Genomic DNA, 18442 nt, shown 5'->3' with positions numbered 1-18442 from the left:
TTGAATAGCTAGAGCGTGTTCTCAATCTATCAAAGCATATTTTTACTAGGACACGCCCTGGTGTTATTACCCGTAAACTTGCTCATGGTCGCCTCACCTTCTGCGCTAATACCATCCTTTACGATGACTTTTTTTACTGTTTTAAGTAAGATTTTTATATCTAGCCATAGCGATTGATTGACCACATACCAGTTATCAAGCTCAAACCGCTCTTGCCAACCAATAGCATTACGACCGTTAATTTGTGCATACCCCGTAATACCTGGGCGTACCTTGTGACGGCGAGCTTGCTCCTCGCTGTATAATGGCAGATACTCCATCAATAACGGGCGCGGGCCAACCAAGCTCATGTCACCCTTAATCACATTCCATAGCTCAGGTAACTCATCCAGACTGGTATTACGTAATGCTTTACCAAATGCCGTGAGCCGCTCAGCATCTTCTAACAGATGGCCGTCTGTATCTACACTGTCTTTCATTGAGCGAAATTTTACCATCTCAAACGGCTGACCATGCAGTCCTGGGCGAGTCTGACGGAACAAGATGGGCGAACCCAAATTCTTGCTAACTTTGTAGGCAGTTGCAACATAGACAGGAGACAGTACTACTAGAGCAGTTGTTGCACCTACAATATCGAATAGTCGTTTTATCATTGTTCCGCCCGCCTTTTTCCATCTACGCTGTTATTTATAACATCATCAACACTGGGCAAATAAAAGCTTAAAAAACTTTGCCATAATCTATTTTGTTCGAAATTCGCAGTGGCCCAGTCTCTTGCCTCAGGGTATTTATCTTTAAAGCCCTCATCAGTAGCGGCATTACTAATTGCCGTTGCCACCGCTTGCACATCTTTAAATGTAAATTTCTGACCGCTAACACCTTCTTTTACACTGTCTTTTACACCGACAACATCATAGGCAAACGTAGGAACACCGCAACTTGCCGCTTCAATCGCCACACTGCCAAATCCTTCTCGATAGCTCAAAAATAAATGTAAATCAGCACACTGAAAAACCTCGTGTACATTTGGGTTAGCTGGTATATATACAGCTCTATTGTCTTTAACCATTTTTTCTACGACGGTTTGCCCCACATCATCTTCAAAACCTCCAATAAAGATAAAGTGGATATTTTCTTCTTTGAGTGTTTCAGATATATAACCAATGTCTGTTAGACCTTTATCCTCACACACTCTTCCTACTACACAAAGTAAAAAACAGTCTAAAGGCACTTTATATTTTTCTCTTAATGCATCTTCTTTCTGCTGATCTATAGGACTAAGCAAATCAATATCTATGCCATTAAATGAGCCGTTATCGATGACAGTTGATTTATTCTTTTTTAAAATATTTTCTTTTAGACATACATCCAATAGCGACTCAGACACAAATAAAACGTCATGAGACAAGGCAAAACTTAATGTGTCAAAACTCTGAAATATTCGCTTTTTAAAACCTGAAAAATTCTCATAAGCTCTACCCACACTGAAAGCAATCCGTCTCTTTTGCAAAGTAAATGCACTTGCTATACTTCCTAATAGTAGCGCTTTGGGAGTTAGATAAACCACCACATCAAAGCGGTTCAATAGAAAATAACGAGTTAACAGCGCCAGTGACTTAGTGTCTTCAAATAAAGACGGTTTGCGTTGAAAATTTAAATTGACCACGTTACCTATATTACGCGCACGTAAAATATCCAGCTGCTCCTCATTACCACCACAGATTAGCGTAATGTCAAAATCTGAATTGTCCCTCATATACTCAAGCTGATTGCGGTATAGAGCATTAAATGAAACGGCATCTGTCACAAGAAAGCATATTTTAAAACTCATTTAAGCACCTCATTGTTTCTCATTAGTGAACTCACTCAGCACAGATGCTATCAACGACAGCTTGATGACGTGTTTTAAGTGCATTAGACATCATTAATTTATTTCTTTTATTGGCTATGCGTTGCAACAAACCCATAGAGTCCAGCAATCTAACTGTTATTATTTTTGCGGTGAGTTTCAAAGACCCTAACCCACTACGTCCTTTATATTCACGGTAGGTCTTGAAGCTATCTTTGTATGATCGAATGATTTTTGCTAATGATAAATTACCCTCTTCTCGATAGTAATATAATAAGTCTGGCAATACCGCCAATCTTAAATCTCGATTGGTTATGGCTCTACACCATAGGTCATAATCTTCAGACCTTGGATAATTCTCATCATATCTATTGCGTTCATACCAACTCTTTCTTGCCAATACAGAAGCATGCACAATAGGGTATGCTGGCGCAATTGCATCAAACTCTGTATAAATACCATCTACATGGCGACAGCCATATACCTTATTATTATTATCAATAGACACCACACCCGTGGACACCAGATCACAATCTGTATTATTTTCTAAAAATGCCATTTGAATCGTCAGTCTGTCTGGATGAATGAGGTCGTCAGCATCCATACGTGCAATATAGTCATATTGAGACTCATCAATGAGCTGATTTAGGCGAGTTGGCAGTTTTTTGTTTTTCCCATCAGAAATGACTTTTATTCTATTATCGGCTTTCTCAAAACGTCGAGCGATGGTTAATGAACCATCCGTAGAGCCATCATCAATTAATATCAACTCCCATAGCTCATACGTTTGAGCCAATACCGACTTTATAGCATCTTCCAAGTATGCTTCAGCGTTATAAATAGGGATGCCAATGGATATGTACTGCTGATTTTTCATTAGAAAACCTCAAATATCGGATTGAGAATATACGGACTCAAGTTACTAAATCTCGATGTCGTCAACATAAAGTAAGTGAGAAACAACAGCACACTAGCGATATAAAGATAAATGTTATTTATTTTTTTCAACATCACAGGCAGTATCAAAATTAATGTCCACGTAAAATACGCCAGTAACCTTTGCGGACCTGAAGGACTCGTACCCAACATCGCCAGAGGTATGATAAAAACCACGCCTGATGCATAAAACGTTATTAGCTTCTGGAAATTTTCATCTTTAATTTTATATACGTAACTCACAAGCATAATTAAAAGCATGAGGACAGTATAAAATCCTAGCGTTAAAAACCCGCCTGCTTCTTCAGAAGCTTTTGCATAATTTTCATACCTATCATTGGTAGAAGAAATATAAGAGACCAGTACGCCACTCACCAATAATGATCCTAGAAATGTTGCCAAAATTTTATATACAGGTCTTACCCTTAAGTTGACAATAAAATAAAATGGAATGATAAATAATGCGGTAACGTGGAATAATGAGGCGACCGCACATACCAACAGATATGGGATAAGTCTTTTTTCTAATAAATATGGGACGGCCAATGTAAATATTGCCATCGCCAACCCTTGACGTAATCCGTTGAAAAAAAACGTATAAACACCTAATGTGATGAATAAAAATACTGAAAACCAATAGTTGACGCTGTATCTCTTAATACTCTTAAGATAGCAATACACAATGATTAAACTGGTAATCGTCAAAAGCCAAAAGTAGCTGCTTGTCACGCTTAACAATGCATACTCTAAAACTTGATAACCAAACTCAATGTCTTCGTTAAATCTAAAATACTCGACATTCAATTGACTGTTAAAATTTCTTGTATAGTTTCCTGTATCTGTACCGACACGATAACTCCGAGCGCCTGCAAATAAAGTCAGAATAATTAACGGCAACCAAAAAGACGTACGGTTGAGAGATTTTTTCTCCAGTACGATCCAAAAGATAACAAGGCTAAGAACCAACAGGTATGGAAGCATTTAACCCTCGATAAGGTGGATATGGTCAATTCTATATCAATCAGATATGATTGCAGGCTCGCTCAGCCTATTATGTGTCGCACTTTTACTCTCATTCCTTGTACTTAAATAACGCTAAACCTGCTATAGATAAACAGCAAAAGCTGTCATTTCATATTCAAATACATTTGCGTTAATTTTTGCGCGTTTGTCACAGCACTGAATCCATATAGATTTAGTGCTTCTGTTATTTCTTTTTCATTAGGCCGTATGTTTTTAGGTTTCAATAAACAATCGACCCACTCCTTGGCCGAATGAATAGGTAAAAACTGCACCAATCCGAGCCCTAAATCCACTTCAGGTGATACTTGATCAGAGACCAGCGCTGTTAACCCAACGGTTTGACTCTCTACCAATACAACCGGAAACCCTTCATGCAAAGAAGGCATGATCATATAATCTGCGCTGGCCATCAGTTCTGTAATATCCGTACGCAGCCCCAAAAACTTGACATTGCTGCACAGTGATTTGTCTTTCACTTGCTGCTTTAGCCTCGCCGCCAATGGACCTTGTCCAACGATATACAAGGTAAAGTCAATCTGACGTTTTTTTAGCTGCTCAGCGACTTCTAAAGAAAATTGATGGTTTTTAACCTCATTGAGACGACCGGCTTGAATAATTTTTAACCCTTTATCTCCAAATCCTTTAGCACCAAACTCCTGATCGATATAATGTCGTGATTGGTTAGCGACTGTCATCATCTTCTGTATATCAACAGCATTGGGCAGTAGCCACACCTCCTTTGTAGTACCAAATAGGTAATTTGCAGCATAGTCACCGCAGCTGATTCTCTTAGTAGCCAATGTACGATTGGTAATTAATGCCCATTGCTCATATATTTTTTTAACGATATTGGTTTTACCGTTACTGGTGCTATGAGAGTGCGAAATGCGATGCGGCACGCCAGCACTTTTAGCAGCCAACAGATGAAAAGCATTGTTCAACAGCATATGAGCATGAACGATTTGATAGTCAGGGTGTTGTTTAAGGAATCGTTTAAGCTTTAGCATACGCGTCAATGAATGACTGGCTAAAATGGGTATAATTCTACCCCCCAACGCTTTTATCTCAGCATCATAGTCACCGACCTCATCGGTAAAGGTAATAAAATCAAACTGAATCTGATTATGATCCATATGGCGATATAGATTCATGAGCATGGTCTCTGCCCCAGCACGATCCATTTTTCCCACTATGTGCAGCACTCTCTGAATAGCCATCTTTTTCCCTATCAAGAAACATAAAGCCAAACATATTTTCAGAAATATTTTCAACCTATTGTCTACTAACCTTTCATTCTTGCTCTTTTATCTAGCGCTTGACGAAGCACCTGCAACATAGACAAAGCGACTTGGCTTGGCATACGTACTATGTTGCTGATCATTAGATGTCTTAATGCCAAATCGCTCTCATAGCCTTTTAATCGCAGCGTTTTATCTGCTTTTTTAGCTTGTACTAATGCAGCTGCTAAATAATCATTATCTATATGGGTAAGAATACTCCAATGACTTTGTCTGATTTTATTGGCGAGTATTTTTTTAACTTTATCCGCTTGATAGCTCTCTACTAGAGTTATGACTTCTGAGTGAATAACGAAAAGGTCTAATAGCTTTTTATCCGTTGAACCTGTAATCGACGTGCCTCGCTGTCTATACAGATAAAAATCAATAGGCAGTTGATATCTCACCTTAGCAGATAAACCGAGATGCCAATGAAACGGCCAATCCTCGTAATATAGACCCACTGGGAAATGTAGCGAGGCAGAACGCACGACACTAGACCGAATAAATTTTAGCCATGCAAAATGCGGTAAGTCAAAATATGAATGATTTTCTTGGACTGACTCAATTACTATATTTTCAGCTAGGTATGGTAGCTCTTTATCCTCTAGTCCGTCTTCGAACGGTGTAAAGCCATACGTAACCACTTCTGCGTTTGTTTTGAGAGCACAATCCACACAAGCAGCTACCAAGCGAGTATCTACAATGTCATCAGAATCAACGAACATCATATACTCGCCTATCGCAGATTTAATGCCGGTATTACGAGCAGCAGAAAGACCACTGTTTTCATTATGTTGAATGACTTTTATGCGCTTATCTGTGAGATGTGGGGTTAGTGCTTGTTTTGAGTCATCAGTGGAGCAATCTTCAACGACGATAATTTCAATATTTTTATAAGTCTGCTGCTTGATAGATGCTAAGCAAGCGTCAATATATGACGCGACGTTATATACTGGCACGATAATGCTCACTAATGGCTCGGCTGCGATGGTCATATTCTGGCCACCGATTTTTTTAAATCATTGTACTCATTGATGTGAACGGGTGACTCAATCATCGTACCGTGAGGTAGTGATAGAAGCCTATCAATGAATTTCGGAATCTCAGAAATCTCATCTAGTTCTAAAAATACGAGTCTTGGATGATTGCGTAACCAGTCCAACTGCGTCTGTCTTATCTTATGATTGGAGTTCGGTAATACCAAGCAAGGCGTACCCGATAGCAAACATAAAATCATGCCATGCAAACGGTCAGTCACCACCAACTTTGCAGCACGAAACTGGCTAAGCTTGTCAGTTAGCAACTTTGAGCAATGTGCCTCGTCCAATTGAGAGCCGCCAGCATGGGTGTCTGTCTTTTCAATCTGATAGCCAGTATCTGCTAAGGCTTTGTCTATCATTGCATATTGCTCACCTGATAGCGCAGCTTCTTTGTCATCTCGTAAGCAACGCAAAATACCTGAAGGTGCTAACTTATCTGTCGTTCCAAGTACTGCTGCGTTTGCACTCATGACGATATCTGGCACAAGACCAATATGGACATTGCTATGCTCAGCAAAAAGCTTGCTAAGCTTGGCCGCTGTCATCGACTCTCTAGCAAAAATATGTATATCTGGATGTTTGGCGTAGGCGTTTACGATACGATGCAATACACGCTTAGACTTAGCAAAATCACTCCAATCTAATGTCTGAGGAAAACAAACAATGCGATTCGCAGGAAACGCCTTAATGACTACTTGGCGCAGCTCCTCAATATCAGGATATGTGCCACCCATATTACCGCCGCCGATAATAGTGACAATATCATTCTCTTTTATTTGCTGTTTAATCGAGTTGAGCACCAGTCTGGTTTGACTAATAGGAACACTGACCACCTCATAATCGGTCATCACATGTTGCAAATATTGCTTTTGAGCATGAGAGATAGCGATATCACCAATATTGCCATAGTCAGCAGCCAGAAAAATGAAGCATCGATTACTGCTCGGAAGTGGTAAATCGCGCGCGCACATATAGGTGGCTAAATATTTTTTTAGTCTGAGTGGTATGAGCTTTTTTATAGCGGTAGTATTCATTTTTGACACTCCCTTATTTGTTTCTCATTAACATTTTTTTCACCCACATACGACGTCTTGAACCAAAAGGAAACAATCTATTCAAGTTAGGAGGCGGTTTACGTTTGAGTGCTTTTTCAATGTATGGCAGCCATTCAAGACCTCTACCCGTTTTAATCATCTCATGACGAATTAGATTCCAATCTATGCTGACAGCCTTGCTCTTTAGAGCTATTGATTTAAAAAGTGATGAATCAATGGGTTCACTAAAACATTGAGGGTTATCTATACCTGCGACCAAAAAGTTGAGACGCGTCCTAACACATTTCTCACAGCGGCCGCAGTTGCTATCATTCTGTTCACCCGCCCAACAGAAACGCAGGCTTTCAATACCCAAGGGCCATGCTGAAAGAGTTTGAAGCTTTTCTGAACGACTAAAACCAGCGCCATCATGAATCACTCTAAAGTCGCCAGAACTCAGCAGTGGATCAGTGATTGGGTGTGAGCCCCAAGGACTAATTAATACGTCATAAGAATCACCACTACCAATGAGCCCAATTCCTGCATATCGTTTCAAGCCGCATAATACTGAGGCAATAGCAGCAGCATGATAGTCTTCCCAGTTGATAGACCAAAGCGTGCGAATATTTGTCTCAACTGGCAATAGCTCGATATTGATATCTGCGAGTGCTTTTGCCGCTATTTTTGCTGCACTGGCAAAGCCTTCGGTATCCTCTAAAGGTATATCAAAGCCATGCACAAAAACCCCAGCTTTAATAGCTCGTGTGGCGTATCCTGCTCTACCTGTCGCATGACGATAAGCGGTAAACTGAGCATCAACGCCACCAGAAAATGCAGCAATCGCACCATCTACTTGTACGTTGCTCTCTCTAATACGATCAACTTGTATATCAATCAGAAAATAACGCTCTGGTAACCATTTATTCCAGACATACTGTAGTTCTGTCAGGTTGGCTAATAGCTCGTGGGACACGCTGCCATGGACACGAATAGCCGCACGCAGCTGCATCGCAGGCAACAATGTGGCTAACAAATAAGAGTCGCAATCATCGTCTTCTGGCATTGGTAAATTAATAGGATACGCAAACCACAATTCTTGTTCGGTAGAATTTTCGCTCGCAGCCGTTTGTTTCAGCAAACAAGAACGAGTCTGTCCGCTTTCATCACTCTTTAATGCCTGAGGAAACAAATCAATATTAAACATGTCTTTTTACCTTTGCTTTAGTCCAAGACAGTTGAAGAAAAACCAATGTCATAACATACCAATGTCGTGAAAAACATGAAATCAAGATACGAATGCCTCGCGCTGGGTGTTGTTGATGATAGTGCAGTAAACAGTTCTGATAAACGAAAGACTGGCGTATTTTTATCAACTCTGCATGGCGTTTTCTCATCTGAATATGAGCCAAATTATTGAGTAAATATGGCAGCATATGCTCGATATAACTACGAGCAAAATCTGATAGCAACACTTGCTTCTCAGTAGCACTGATAGACCAGTCATGTATCCTAACTCTGGCTTTATAGTCTGCTTCAATAGACTCCAACAGCCCTGGCTTATATTGCAAACTCGTCATCGAAGTAGCATTTTCATAGTAGTTATATGGACAGTCGGGTACGACAGATAAATGGTTCGCTTTATCCAAGCACTCAATATTAAAAATACCATCTTCACCAAGCTTTACGTCACAATTAAACCGTAAATCCGCTATCAGGCTTTTGCTATAAACTTTGGTAGTTACATACCAATATATATTTCTATTCTCTGTCACTCTCAGTTGCAAACTCTCAATATCTTGCCGTGAATATTCTGCTGAAATGTTATGGCGCTCGATAACAGAGCCATCTAGCATGATGCGCTTATGACCAAACGCCAACATCTCGATATCCCGATCAATCACTTGTGCAATGACAAAGTCAAAATACCAATCGTCGATAGTGTCGTCCGCATCTATAAAAACGATGTAGTTACCAGTCGCGATATCAAGCCCAGTATTACGAGCGTCTGCCACGCCACTATTTTTTTGATATTTCACCGTAATCCACGCCCTATCACTCTCCCACCTATGCAATAACCTAGCAGTCTCATCTTTAGAACCATCGTCAATAACTATCAACTCAATCTCATGGCTTTTTTTCGCAACGTCAATACTACTAATACAACGATCAATAGTAGCAGCGGCATTAAATGCGGCGATAATAACTGAAATCATAGTGAGCCTCTTGAGTTGAGACTTCTAATGCATATCCTTTGTGCCATCCAACGCAGTCAAGATATTTACCTACTGCTGCACTTCATGGATATGAACAAGACGTCGAAAAGCGACATAAACGATAGATAAACTAAGCAAGACCCCAACAAATGAGAACAGGGCAATAGCGACCATATCTGACTCAAAAACGTAGAAACCTATATACAGCGCTGCAGCACGAAATATCACTGCAAACACTTCTCTAATTAAAAGAAAACGCTGCAAACGTAATGCTGGCAATGCCGCAGTACTGGCACCCGATACCAAGCTGGTCAAAAGCCAAATAGAAAGCCACTGCGAATAACTACCTGCTAATGCCCACTCTGCGCCAAACACTAAAGAAAAAAGATAATCGCCAAAAACGAACACTGTACCAAATGGAACAATACCAACCACCAATAGAATTACCGTCACTTTTAATAAAAACTGATAAGCTTCTGGTGACTTTGCTGTGATCGCACGCGTAATCTTAGGATAGAAAACCTCTCCAACAGCTTGGCCTAACAACATCGCTGGTGCGCCGAGCACAAGAACAGCCAACGAATACTGCCCAGCAGAAGAAGCACTAAATAGTGATGCTAATAAGATAGTTGGCAACCCTACTGAAGCAGCATTAAGCATGCTCTGTGGCATGCGATATATGGCAAAGTCACGCTGAGATATAGCGGCGTTACGGATACCAACCGTGCCAAACCAATTTCGGACATTTAATACACCAATCCTAGGCACACGAAGCATCTGCATCATAAAATTCGTGAGCTGCCCTGCTATCGTTAATAAAATAAGCAACATACCAGAGGGGGCCCACATACCCCCTATCAACTTACTGGTATCTGTCACAAGCTTGCTCTCTACATAAGCGCGAGCTTTGGCTTTAAACAAACCTACTCTGATAGCAGACTGATCAGCAACAGATAGAAACGCGCCTGCCAATAGCGTCAAAGGTATGAGATACAACATGTATGGTGTACTTTCCATACCCGTCCATCGTGCCAAATAAACATTACCAAAATAGACAACGATGAACGATATAGCAGCGACAAACAAACTGAGTAACACAGACAACCTGATAATGGCTGCAGCATCCTCGTCACTATCAGGCATCACAATGGCATTGGCATAACCCATGGTCGCAATCGGAGTAATAATACTGATGATTGCGGCAAAGGTGGCAGCAATACCAAAATCTTCAGGGCTATATAATCTGGTGAGAAACGGCATAAAGATCATAGCGATTGCCTGACCAGCCGCAATACCGCCGCCAACCATGGCCACATCTCGTACAAAGTGACTAGTTTTCAATCGACTGATTACGTTCTGTATCGATAACAACACTTCAGAGGCCATTGCTCATCATCCAATTTGATACTTCATAGAACTTATAAAGAATTAACAGTCTCGCGGTTAGCTATCTACTGTATTAACCAATCTCATCTACCAGCGATGATGTCAGTTTTTCGACCTCAACCCTGACATCATCCCCTTCTCGATAACCTTCCACAAACGCTCTAAATTGTGTTTTTAGCCATGCCACATCCTGTTGTTTGGCTTTTTCTATAAATTCAAACAAAACATTTTCGATATCTTCTAAAGGAAAGCTATGCTCCATTGCTTGCATGATTAACGGATGAAACGTGGTTTCGATATTATCTTCGCCTATGATTAACTCCTCATAGAGCTTCTCACCCGGCCTCAATCCAGTAAACACAATTTCGATATCTCCGTTAGGATTACTCGCATCTTTTAACTCGCAGCCAGTCAGACGAATCATACGCTTAGCAAGATCCACAATTTTGACGGGTGCACCCATATCAAGTACAAACACTTCTCCACCAAATGCCATAGCACCTGCCTGAATCACCAAACTGGCCGCTTCTGGAATCGTCATAAAGTAGCGTGTTATGTCTGGATGAGTGATGGTAATCGGACCACCCTGCTCAATCTGTTTGGTAAATAACGGTACAACAGAGCCTGAAGATCCTAGTACATTGCCAAAACGCACCATGCTAAAACAAGTGTGACTACTATGCTGGCTCAATCCTTGGCAAACCAACTCCGCCAAACGTTTGGATGCCCCCATAATATTAGTAGGTCGCACCGCTTTGTCCGTAGAAATCAATACAAAGGTATCCGCTTTGGCCTGTATCGCAGCACGAGCACAATGATAGGTGCCTTTGGTATTGTTAATCGTGCCCTCAAAAGGATTGGACTCAACAATCGGGACATGCTTGTAGGCAGCTGCATGATAAATCGTATTTATATGGTTAATTTTGAATATATTGATTAATTTTTTTTCATTACCCACGTTTCCAATAATACTAATAATCTCAATATCTTGATAATCAATATTTTCTGTCTTTTTATTTCTAAGCTCTTGATCTATCGTGTATAGAGCATATTCAGACTGCTCATATAACACCAAGCATCTAGGCTTATTTTTAATGATTTGCCGACACAACTCACTACCAATAGAGCCTCCAGCACCTGTCACGAGGACGTTTTTGCCAGTGATGTTTTTTTGTAGCAACTCAGCGACTGGTTCAACAGTATCTCGTTCAAGCACATCCAAAATATCGACAGGGCGTATATGACTGACCGTCACCCGCTCGTCTGCCAACTCTCGTAAGCTCGGTAGGTCTTTTATCTTCACAGAAATACCTGATAGGCTATCCATAATCTGCTTTTTTCGGGCACGGCTCATAGATGGCATCGCCAAAATCACCTGTGCCACAGCAAACTTCTCTATTAACAATGGCAAAGCATGATCAGCATATATTTTTTTACCATGTAAATAAGCACCCGTCAGCTGTTGATCATCATCGATATATGCCACCACGTTATATTTATGGGAATGTCTCAAGCTTTCTAGCAGTTCTCTACCCGCTTCTCCTGCGCCATAAATAATTACATTATCGCAGCAATCATTTGGACGACATTTTCTGTCTGTTTTCTGCAGCCGTTTCAAAAAGGTACGGATTATCAGGCGACTGTTCCATAACCAGATAAAAAAAGAAAATAGAAATATGATGGGTACAGAGCGCGGTATCATTGACAGTGGGTTTACATAGATAAGCACTTGGTAGACGATAATAAGCAACAAAAACAACTGTAATACACGACCCATTACTGCATCAAAAAAACCTCTAGAAGCACCTCTATAAAACCCGATAAGATACAGGCTCGCCACAGGGATAAATGCATATGAAACCAATATTATAAGACTGACATGATGCGCTACATACCCTTGTCGTAATGCCAATGCTAAAAATAAGCAAGAAATTGATACAGCATAATCTATGCTAAATAAAATAGAGCATTTGACAAACCGTGGTAATGACAATAAAAGCAGAGCCGCACGCTTCGACCATTGATGCAACTCACCAGTCGACCGATAAGCATTGTTAGACTCTGTTTTTATAAACATAAGATCCACTCACTTAAGTTGTATTGATGATAATGAACAACCACAAAATACGAATTAGCGGTTATTTCCATAGGAATAATGGTAATGATAGCTGTATTTGTTCATACGGCTTTGCTGTACATCATTGAGAATAATGCCATCCACTTGCACATTGGCTTTACTCATTTGCTTGACCGCATACATCAACTGACCTTCTACTGAGCGATTAAATTTAGTAACGATAAGCACCTTGTCCGCATGTTGCGCCAACACCATCGCATCTGAAGCTGCCAATATCGGTGGTGAGTCAATGACAATATAGTCATATTGCGTCTTCAGCACTTCCATTAGCTGGTTGAAATTTTGACCTATTAATAATGAAGTAGGATTATTTGACGACTGTCCGCGCGATATAAAATCAATGTTTTCCATGCCAGTAGGATGAATAAAAGTCTCAATCTCTGGACTAGATACTTCGCTGGCGGCTTGAATACCGTTAATCGGAGACGCACTCTTTTTATTCTGCAACAAATAATCGGCGAGACCGTCTTGCGGGCTCAGCTTAAACATCTTATGCAGCGCACCTAAGCGCATGTCACCATCAATGATCAAAACCTTTTTATCAAGCTGTGCAAACACCTCAGATAAATTGGCCGCGATAAAGGACTTGCCGACACCTGGGCTCTCTCCAGTAATCAATATGACTTGTGCGGACTCGCCAGCCACTGCGCCTGTTGGCATGCCAAACATCAGGTTTGTTCTCAAGCTTTTAATGGCTTCATAACTCAAACTACTGTGGTCAACATGAGCAAGCATTCGATCAGTGGTTTTTTTATTTTTACTCAGTCTGGACAGTAAAGGTGAGCGCGAAATAGTGGCAATCACCGGAATACCTGTCTTAGACTCTAAGCGCTCTGGATCTTTTACAACCGTCCTCATTAAGTTTCTGAGTAAAACCAATATTACCCCAAGCATCGTGCCGACCAATATGGCTAGCATCATGATTTGTAGCTTATTAGGGGCAATGGCATTAAAGGTACTGGTGGGTGTATCGATGACACGAGCATAGCCGATTTGGCCCGCTTTCACGATTTTTAGTTGTTCATAATTCTTGAGTAACGTCAGATAGATTTCTCTATTGATGGCGGTATCTTCTGATAGCTTTAAAAACTCTCGTTGAATTTCAGGTAGACCTGACACCGTATTTTCGATTTGTCTCGTTCTATTACTCAGTACTTTGAGCTGCTCATTAATTTGGACGACCAAGGGATGCTCTTCCGTATAATAAGTGGTCAAGTCTGCTTTTTTGAGCTTAAGATCATTGAGCTGCCCGTCAATCCGAGACTTTTCGCTTAATAATAAACCAGCCTCTTGAGCCACATCGATAGTGCCGTGTTTTTTGCGAAAATCATTAAATAGTGCTTCAGACGCTTCTAGCTTCCCTTTTAATAGCGGTATCTGCGTTTCCATAAAGGTGAGCGTTTTAGTGGTTTCTTCAGAGCCGCGTGACTGGTTTTGGTCCACATAAGATCGAACTATTTGATTGAGTATGGTCGTGATTTGCTCTTGGTTTGTACCCGTCATCGATAGCTGGATAATACCCGTGCTTTGACCTTTTTCTTCAACCGTTAGGGCGCTATTGATACTATCTGTCGTGGCTTTTAACGTCTGCTTACTAATACTAATCGGGTAATTACCCGTCGGTAATCCGGTCACGGTGATGTTAATCTGACCTTTTGCCCCTTTAAACTGATACGGCTTACCTAGCTGACCTTTAAAGTTATCCAAACCATTGCTCAAAACAAATCCAGTGGCAGATCTAATCAAAGTAAAAGATTGGTTCAAATAAGCTTTCGACACATCAAACTGAATGATTTCTACTACGCCGTTTTCGGTATTCAGTGACACTTCATCGGTTGTATTAACTTGAGTCTCTATATAATTTCTTTTGATCGTATCAATATATCCAATATTAGGATCCGTGAGTCTAATACGCAGATGCAGTAGATCTACCACAGGCTCTAGTATCATGCGTGATCTTATAAGCTCTGCTTCTGTTTCTGCTTTGCTTGTTTCTGCACCGACCAACTCTGAGATACTCGCGCCAAGTGCTTCTACCCCTTGGGCATTCTCTTCAATTTGTATCAGCGCATCTGATTTAAACGTTGGATTGACATGACGGGTATACAAAAAGCCTATCAATAAACCCAATACCACCATGAGCGCTATTATTTTCCAACCGCGCAGCAATACTAAAACCAGCGCCATTAAGTCGATGTCGTCAGTGTCTTTTTTGCCCGTAGGCATTGATAGGTTTTTTGAATCTGTTTTATTCATAACCATATACTCACTACCCAATGTTTATCGCTTAATAGCACTCACTAACCTTCAGCTCTTTTATTTCAGTCGCTTGACTCATCTTAATAGCCCACTGTTCAAGACTGTCGTCAATATCTTGTCTACTCGTCTCAAATACCGATTTATCCTGCTGATAAGGATCTACAATATCTTTATCAATCCAATGCCCAATTCGAAAAATTCTGCCACGGCAATGTGGCCACCGATTCTCAATCCACTTGGTTTGACTAGTTGTCATCGTCAAAATTAAATCTGCATGACTGACTAACGCTTCGCTGATGGGTTTGGCAATATGTGAGCTAATATCTATATCGTGAATGGTCATCAACTCTATTGCTTTGATATCTGCAAAGTGCCCTACTAACGCTGATAGACCCGCAGAGTCTACGTGCCTATCTGGATAGCGCTCTGTCAAAATAGCAGCGGCCATAGGACTACGGCATATATTGCCAACGCAGACGACTAAGATACTGTCAAACGTATTCATGATTGACTCCTATATCCCTGAAATCAGATTGATTGCTGATGTTGAGGGAAGAATGGCGCTGATAATACGATTCCAGCGTGCTAAACCTGTTGGATCTACATAAAGTATGTCGTTGGCCTGCATGTCAAAACGGCTAGCCAATGCCAAACTTGTGAGGCTCTGCATATCGACATAATAAATATGTGTATATTGTGATTGCGGGTTATCACGAACGATGTATACTTTTGCAGCATTGGCGGTATTGGAATTTAACCCGTTCGACTCGCCTAACACATGTGCCAAGCTCAGCCCTTGCTCAGGAATAGAAACTGGTTCAATTTTGCCAAACTCACCCAATACATAGACTCTATTACGACTTTGGCTGTTGACATGAATGGCGTCACCATCTTGTAAATATATTTGATTGGCAGACAGTCCCATTTGCTGTAATGATTGGATACCTAGCTTGTAACTCTTGCCTTGGCGATTTAATACAATATGGTTTGAATCACCAGCATCAGTGGTACCACCTGCCATAGAGATTGCCCCATATACGGAGATTGGCACATCAGCAATCGTAAACTCACCAGACTCTTTGACTTCACCATCAACGAAAAACTTGCTGCCACGATAGTTGATAATTTTGACCTGAGGATCTGAGTATTTCAGATAGCGTTGTAGTTTACTTTGTAAGGTTGCGGTGAATTGCGGCACACTCATTCCGCTGGCTTGAATGCGTCCTATCAATGGGAACTGTATAAAGCCTTGCTGATCAACGGTTAGGCTAGATGTCGATGCATTAATGTCTGGATAACTGGTAAGTATGATATTGAGAATGTCACCTTTAGAAATTCCATAACTGACTCGACCAGACGTTTTTATTAAATGATATAAATCCTGATCTGGGGTAATGGCTTCTGTACGTGGCAAGGTCGCCAAATTCAAAGGTTGAATATAAAACTGTAGTCCATTTTCTGCAGTAAATGCACCTGATTCTGGCACATCTCCAGACTGAAGTCCTGAATTGACTGTGCAACTCGCAAGTGAGAGTGTTAATAACAAGCCAACAATGCTCGTCATTACAAAGCGCTTGCGTACAGAAATGATGTATTTATAAACCATAACAGTTACTCATATTTATAATATTGCATAAAATCGAAGCCGCTCACTATGATAAGTATATTCACTAAAAAGAATGTATATATCAAATATACACTCAAACTATACACAACGCAATATTTATAAATCCTCATATAGTTACGTCTAATTATTTTATATTTTTAATACAGCCCTTTTACAACAATGCCTAACCAATTTATTTAGAAGTAGACACAACTGGTAGGATAAAATAGTGAGCAGATAGCAAAGAATACAAGTAAGAATTCTGTGACTTTTAAAAATTGATGTCGCACTTTATATTCAACCGATAATTTAGTATCAATTAAACAAGGCTATTTTTTATAAAAATATAATTCTCGATATAGTTGAGCCGATATCTGGTTGAAATAGCTGTATATAATTAATAAACTTTTATTCAATTTTATTTTCATAACAACAACTTATATAATTAGTAACAACAGGTTTGCGTGCTAAAGCCATCAAAATAGCGTAGAATAGTCAATCCAAAAAATTTTACATTGAGAAATGTAAACCCACCGACTCAAGGTTATGATTATGAAAGACGAAAAATTACAGAAAGCCCTCGCCCGCATGGGACTTGGTTCACGCCGTCAGATGGAAGAAGTCATCAAAGCTGGTCGCGTCACTGTCAATAACGGACCTGCAACTATTGGTGATCGTGTTGAGCAAGGCGATGAGATTCGCGTTGATGGCCGTCAGATTAAATACACCTCTGAAAACGAGAAGCGTCGCCGTGTTATCGCTTATTACAAACCTGAAGGCGAAGTTTGTTCTGCTAAAGATCCAGAAGGTCGCCCAACCGTTTTTGAGCGTTTGCCAAAGCTGACTCATGATCGCTGGGTCATGGTCGGACGCTTGGACATCAACTCAACGGGGCTGTTATTGTTTACCAATGATGGTGAAATGGCGCATCGCTTGATGCATCCATCTGGTGAAGTCACTCGTGAATATGCGGTACGTGTATTGGGTGAAGTGACACCTGAGATTGCCCGTGCATTAACGGCTGGCGTCATGCTAGAAGATGGCCTTGCAAAGTTTGAAGATATCAAAGACGGTGGCGGTGAAGGCGTCAACAAATGGTATCACGTCCAGCTAAAAGAAGGCCGTAACCGTGAAGTACGTCGCTTGTTTGAATCACAAGGCCTAAAAGTAAGCCGTCTACTACGCACGCGCTACGGTACGATTGCCCTACCAAAAGAGTTACGTACTGGTCGTTTCTTAGAACTCGACAGAAAAGACATCAATACCTTGACTGATTTAGTAAGCTTGCGTCCTCGTTATGGTACGGGTCTGCATGGCGCAGCGAAAGAGAAGCAAGAGCGTATCAGAAGCAAGCCGCTTAAAGCGCGTCGCGCTACTGACAGTCGTAGTGATACCCGCAGTGGTAGCGACAATCGCAACAGCAGCGCAAAACCTAAAAGTAGTGCTAGTCCTGCCAGCCGTGGTACGCGTAATACCCGTGACCGCAACGATAAACGCTAGGTAATACCAAACTCAAAAAGTGCGATTAGCTGTGTCAAACTCGTTTAGTCTACCATTCGTAGTACTTGCACTCGGTTTCCTTGCTACTCTAATTTTTGTGAATGGCATGACAGTGACTTTAGAGCTTTAAATTCATAGTTTCAAAGCTATAGGTTTAAAGTGACGCATAAAAAAAGCTG

General features: G+C 40.8%; 15 protein-coding genes. 1 reads left to right on the top strand and 14 read right to left on the bottom strand.

The window, feature by feature from the left end; translation table 11 throughout:
• Positions 1-29: 29 nt before the first annotated feature.
• The 14 genes from DFP82_RS03225 to DFP82_RS03160 form a co-directional block, all read right to left on the bottom strand.
• Positions 30-653, bottom strand: coding sequence for a sugar transferase (locus DFP82_RS03225; protein ID WP_110922308.1), 624 nt, complete (start codon positions 651-653; stop codon positions 30-32).
• Positions 650-1831, bottom strand: coding sequence for a glycosyltransferase (locus DFP82_RS03220; protein WP_110922307.1), 1182 nt, complete (start codon positions 1829-1831; stop codon positions 650-652). The genes DFP82_RS03225 and DFP82_RS03220 overlap by 4 nt, the downstream gene beginning before the upstream one ends.
• A gap of 31 nt (positions 1832-1862) precedes the next feature.
• Positions 1863-2726 (bottom strand): glycosyltransferase family 2 protein, encoded by an 864-nt coding sequence (locus DFP82_RS03215; protein ID WP_110922306.1) that lies wholly within the window; start codon positions 2724-2726, stop codon positions 1863-1865.
• Positions 2726-3766: an EpsG family protein gene (locus DFP82_RS03210; RefSeq protein ID WP_110922305.1), complete on the bottom strand. Its 1041-nt coding sequence runs from the start codon at positions 3764-3766 to the stop codon at positions 2726-2728. The genes DFP82_RS03215 and DFP82_RS03210 overlap by 1 nt, the downstream gene beginning before the upstream one ends.
• Before the next feature lie 146 nt (positions 3767-3912).
• On the bottom strand, positions 3913-5025 hold the full coding sequence (locus tag DFP82_RS03205) for a glycosyltransferase (protein WP_245905625.1): 1113 nt from the start codon (positions 5023-5025) through the stop codon (positions 3913-3915).
• 65 nt (positions 5026-5090) lie between these two features.
• Positions 5091-6083, bottom strand: a complete 993-nt coding sequence (locus DFP82_RS03200; RefSeq protein WP_110922303.1) for a glycosyltransferase family 2 protein — start codon at positions 6081-6083, stop codon at positions 5091-5093.
• Positions 6080-7162: a polysaccharide pyruvyl transferase family protein gene (locus tag DFP82_RS03195; protein ID WP_110922302.1), complete on the bottom strand. Its 1083-nt coding sequence runs from the start codon at positions 7160-7162 to the stop codon at positions 6080-6082. The genes DFP82_RS03200 and DFP82_RS03195 overlap by 4 nt, the downstream gene beginning before the upstream one ends.
• Before the next feature lie 13 nt (positions 7163-7175).
• Positions 7176-8366 (bottom strand): hypothetical protein, encoded by a 1191-nt coding sequence (locus DFP82_RS03190; RefSeq protein WP_110922301.1) that lies wholly within the window; start codon positions 8364-8366, stop codon positions 7176-7178.
• On the bottom strand, positions 8359-9375 hold the full coding sequence (locus tag DFP82_RS03185) for a glycosyltransferase family 2 protein (RefSeq protein WP_110922300.1): 1017 nt from the start codon (positions 9373-9375) through the stop codon (positions 8359-8361). Before DFP82_RS03185 ends, DFP82_RS03190 begins: the two co-directional genes overlap by 8 nt.
• A gap of 69 nt (positions 9376-9444) precedes the next feature.
• On the bottom strand, positions 9445-10761 hold the full coding sequence (locus DFP82_RS03180) for a lipopolysaccharide biosynthesis protein (RefSeq protein ID WP_110922299.1): 1317 nt from the start codon (positions 10759-10761) through the stop codon (positions 9445-9447).
• A gap of 73 nt (positions 10762-10834) precedes the next feature.
• The gene (locus DFP82_RS03175; protein ID WP_110922298.1) at positions 10835-12838 is read right to left on the bottom strand and encodes a polysaccharide biosynthesis protein; all 2004 of its coding nucleotides are present in this window, start codon (positions 12836-12838) and stop codon (positions 10835-10837) included.
• 54 nt (positions 12839-12892) lie between these two features.
• Positions 12893-15154 carry a polysaccharide biosynthesis tyrosine autokinase gene (locus DFP82_RS03170; RefSeq protein ID WP_110922297.1) on the bottom strand — a complete coding sequence of 754 codons (2262 nt, stop codon included), beginning with the start codon at positions 15152-15154 and terminating at the stop codon, positions 12893-12895.
• A gap of 31 nt (positions 15155-15185) precedes the next feature.
• On the bottom strand, positions 15186-15662 hold the full coding sequence (locus DFP82_RS03165) for a low molecular weight protein-tyrosine-phosphatase (protein ID WP_110922296.1): 477 nt from the start codon (positions 15660-15662) through the stop codon (positions 15186-15188).
• 9 nt (positions 15663-15671) lie between these two features.
• The gene (locus DFP82_RS03160) at positions 15672-16763 is read right to left on the bottom strand and encodes a polysaccharide biosynthesis/export family protein (protein WP_181416232.1); all 1092 of its coding nucleotides are present in this window, start codon (positions 16761-16763) and stop codon (positions 15672-15674) included.
• 552 nt (positions 16764-17315) lie between these two features.
• Here DFP82_RS03160 and rluB point away from each other — a divergent pair.
• Positions 17316-18263 carry a 23S rRNA pseudouridine(2605) synthase RluB gene (gene rluB / locus DFP82_RS03155; protein WP_110922295.1) on the top strand — a complete coding sequence of 316 codons (948 nt, stop codon included), beginning with the start codon at positions 17316-17318 and terminating at the stop codon, positions 18261-18263.
• Positions 18264-18442 lie beyond the last annotated feature (179 nt).

Origin of the sequence: Psychrobacter fozii, from assembly GCF_003217155.1 — a bacterium.
Taxonomy (GTDB): domain Bacteria; phylum Pseudomonadota; class Gammaproteobacteria; order Pseudomonadales; family Moraxellaceae; genus Psychrobacter; species Psychrobacter fozii.
Note: the sequence above shows the minus strand (reverse complement) of the source record. Positions and strands in the feature narration are given on the sequence as shown.

Excerpts from the sequence above, each read along its gene's own strand:
- rluB (WP_110922295.1), top strand. The coding sequence starts at position 17,316 with ATGAAAGACGAAAAATTACAGAAAGCCCTCGCCCGCATGGGACTTGGT.
- DFP82_RS03210 (WP_110922305.1), bottom strand. The coding sequence starts at position 3,766 with ATGCTTCCATACCTGTTGGTTCTTAGCCTTGTTATCTTTTGGATCGTA.
- DFP82_RS03195 (WP_110922302.1), bottom strand. The coding sequence starts at position 7,162 with ATGAATACTACCGCTATAAAAAAGCTCATACCACTCAGACTAAAAAAA.
- DFP82_RS03165 (WP_110922296.1), bottom strand. The coding sequence starts at position 15,662 with ATGAATACGTTTGACAGTATCTTAGTCGTCTGCGTTGGCAATATATGC.
- DFP82_RS03220 (WP_110922307.1), bottom strand. The coding sequence starts at position 1,831 with ATGAGTTTTAAAATATGCTTTCTTGTGACAGATGCCGTTTCATTTAAT.
- DFP82_RS03200 (WP_110922303.1), bottom strand. The coding sequence starts at position 6,083 with ATGACCATCGCAGCCGAGCCATTAGTGAGCATTATCGTGCCAGTATAT.
- DFP82_RS03225 (WP_110922308.1), bottom strand. The coding sequence starts at position 653 with ATGATAAAACGACTATTCGATATTGTAGGTGCAACAACTGCTCTAGTA.
- DFP82_RS03170 (WP_110922297.1), bottom strand. The coding sequence starts at position 15,154 with ATGAATAAAACAGATTCAAAAAACCTATCAATGCCTACGGGCAAAAAA.
- DFP82_RS03185 (WP_110922300.1), bottom strand. The coding sequence starts at position 9,375 with ATGATTTCAGTTATTATCGCCGCATTTAATGCCGCTGCTACTATTGAT.
- DFP82_RS03205 (WP_245905625.1), bottom strand. The coding sequence starts at position 5,025 with ATGGCTATTCAGAGAGTGCTGCACATAGTGGGAAAAATGGATCGTGCT.
- DFP82_RS03160 (WP_181416232.1), bottom strand. The coding sequence starts at position 16,763 with ATGGTTTATAAATACATCATTTCTGTACGCAAGCGCTTTGTAATGACG.
- DFP82_RS03180 (WP_110922299.1), bottom strand. The coding sequence starts at position 10,761 with ATGGCCTCTGAAGTGTTGTTATCGATACAGAACGTAATCAGTCGATTG.
- DFP82_RS03190 (WP_110922301.1), bottom strand. The coding sequence starts at position 8,366 with ATGTTTAATATTGATTTGTTTCCTCAGGCATTAAAGAGTGATGAAAGC.
- DFP82_RS03215 (WP_110922306.1), bottom strand. The coding sequence starts at position 2,726 with ATGAAAAATCAGCAGTACATATCCATTGGCATCCCTATTTATAACGCT.
- DFP82_RS03175 (WP_110922298.1), bottom strand. The coding sequence starts at position 12,838 with ATGTTTATAAAAACAGAGTCTAACAATGCTTATCGGTCGACTGGTGAG.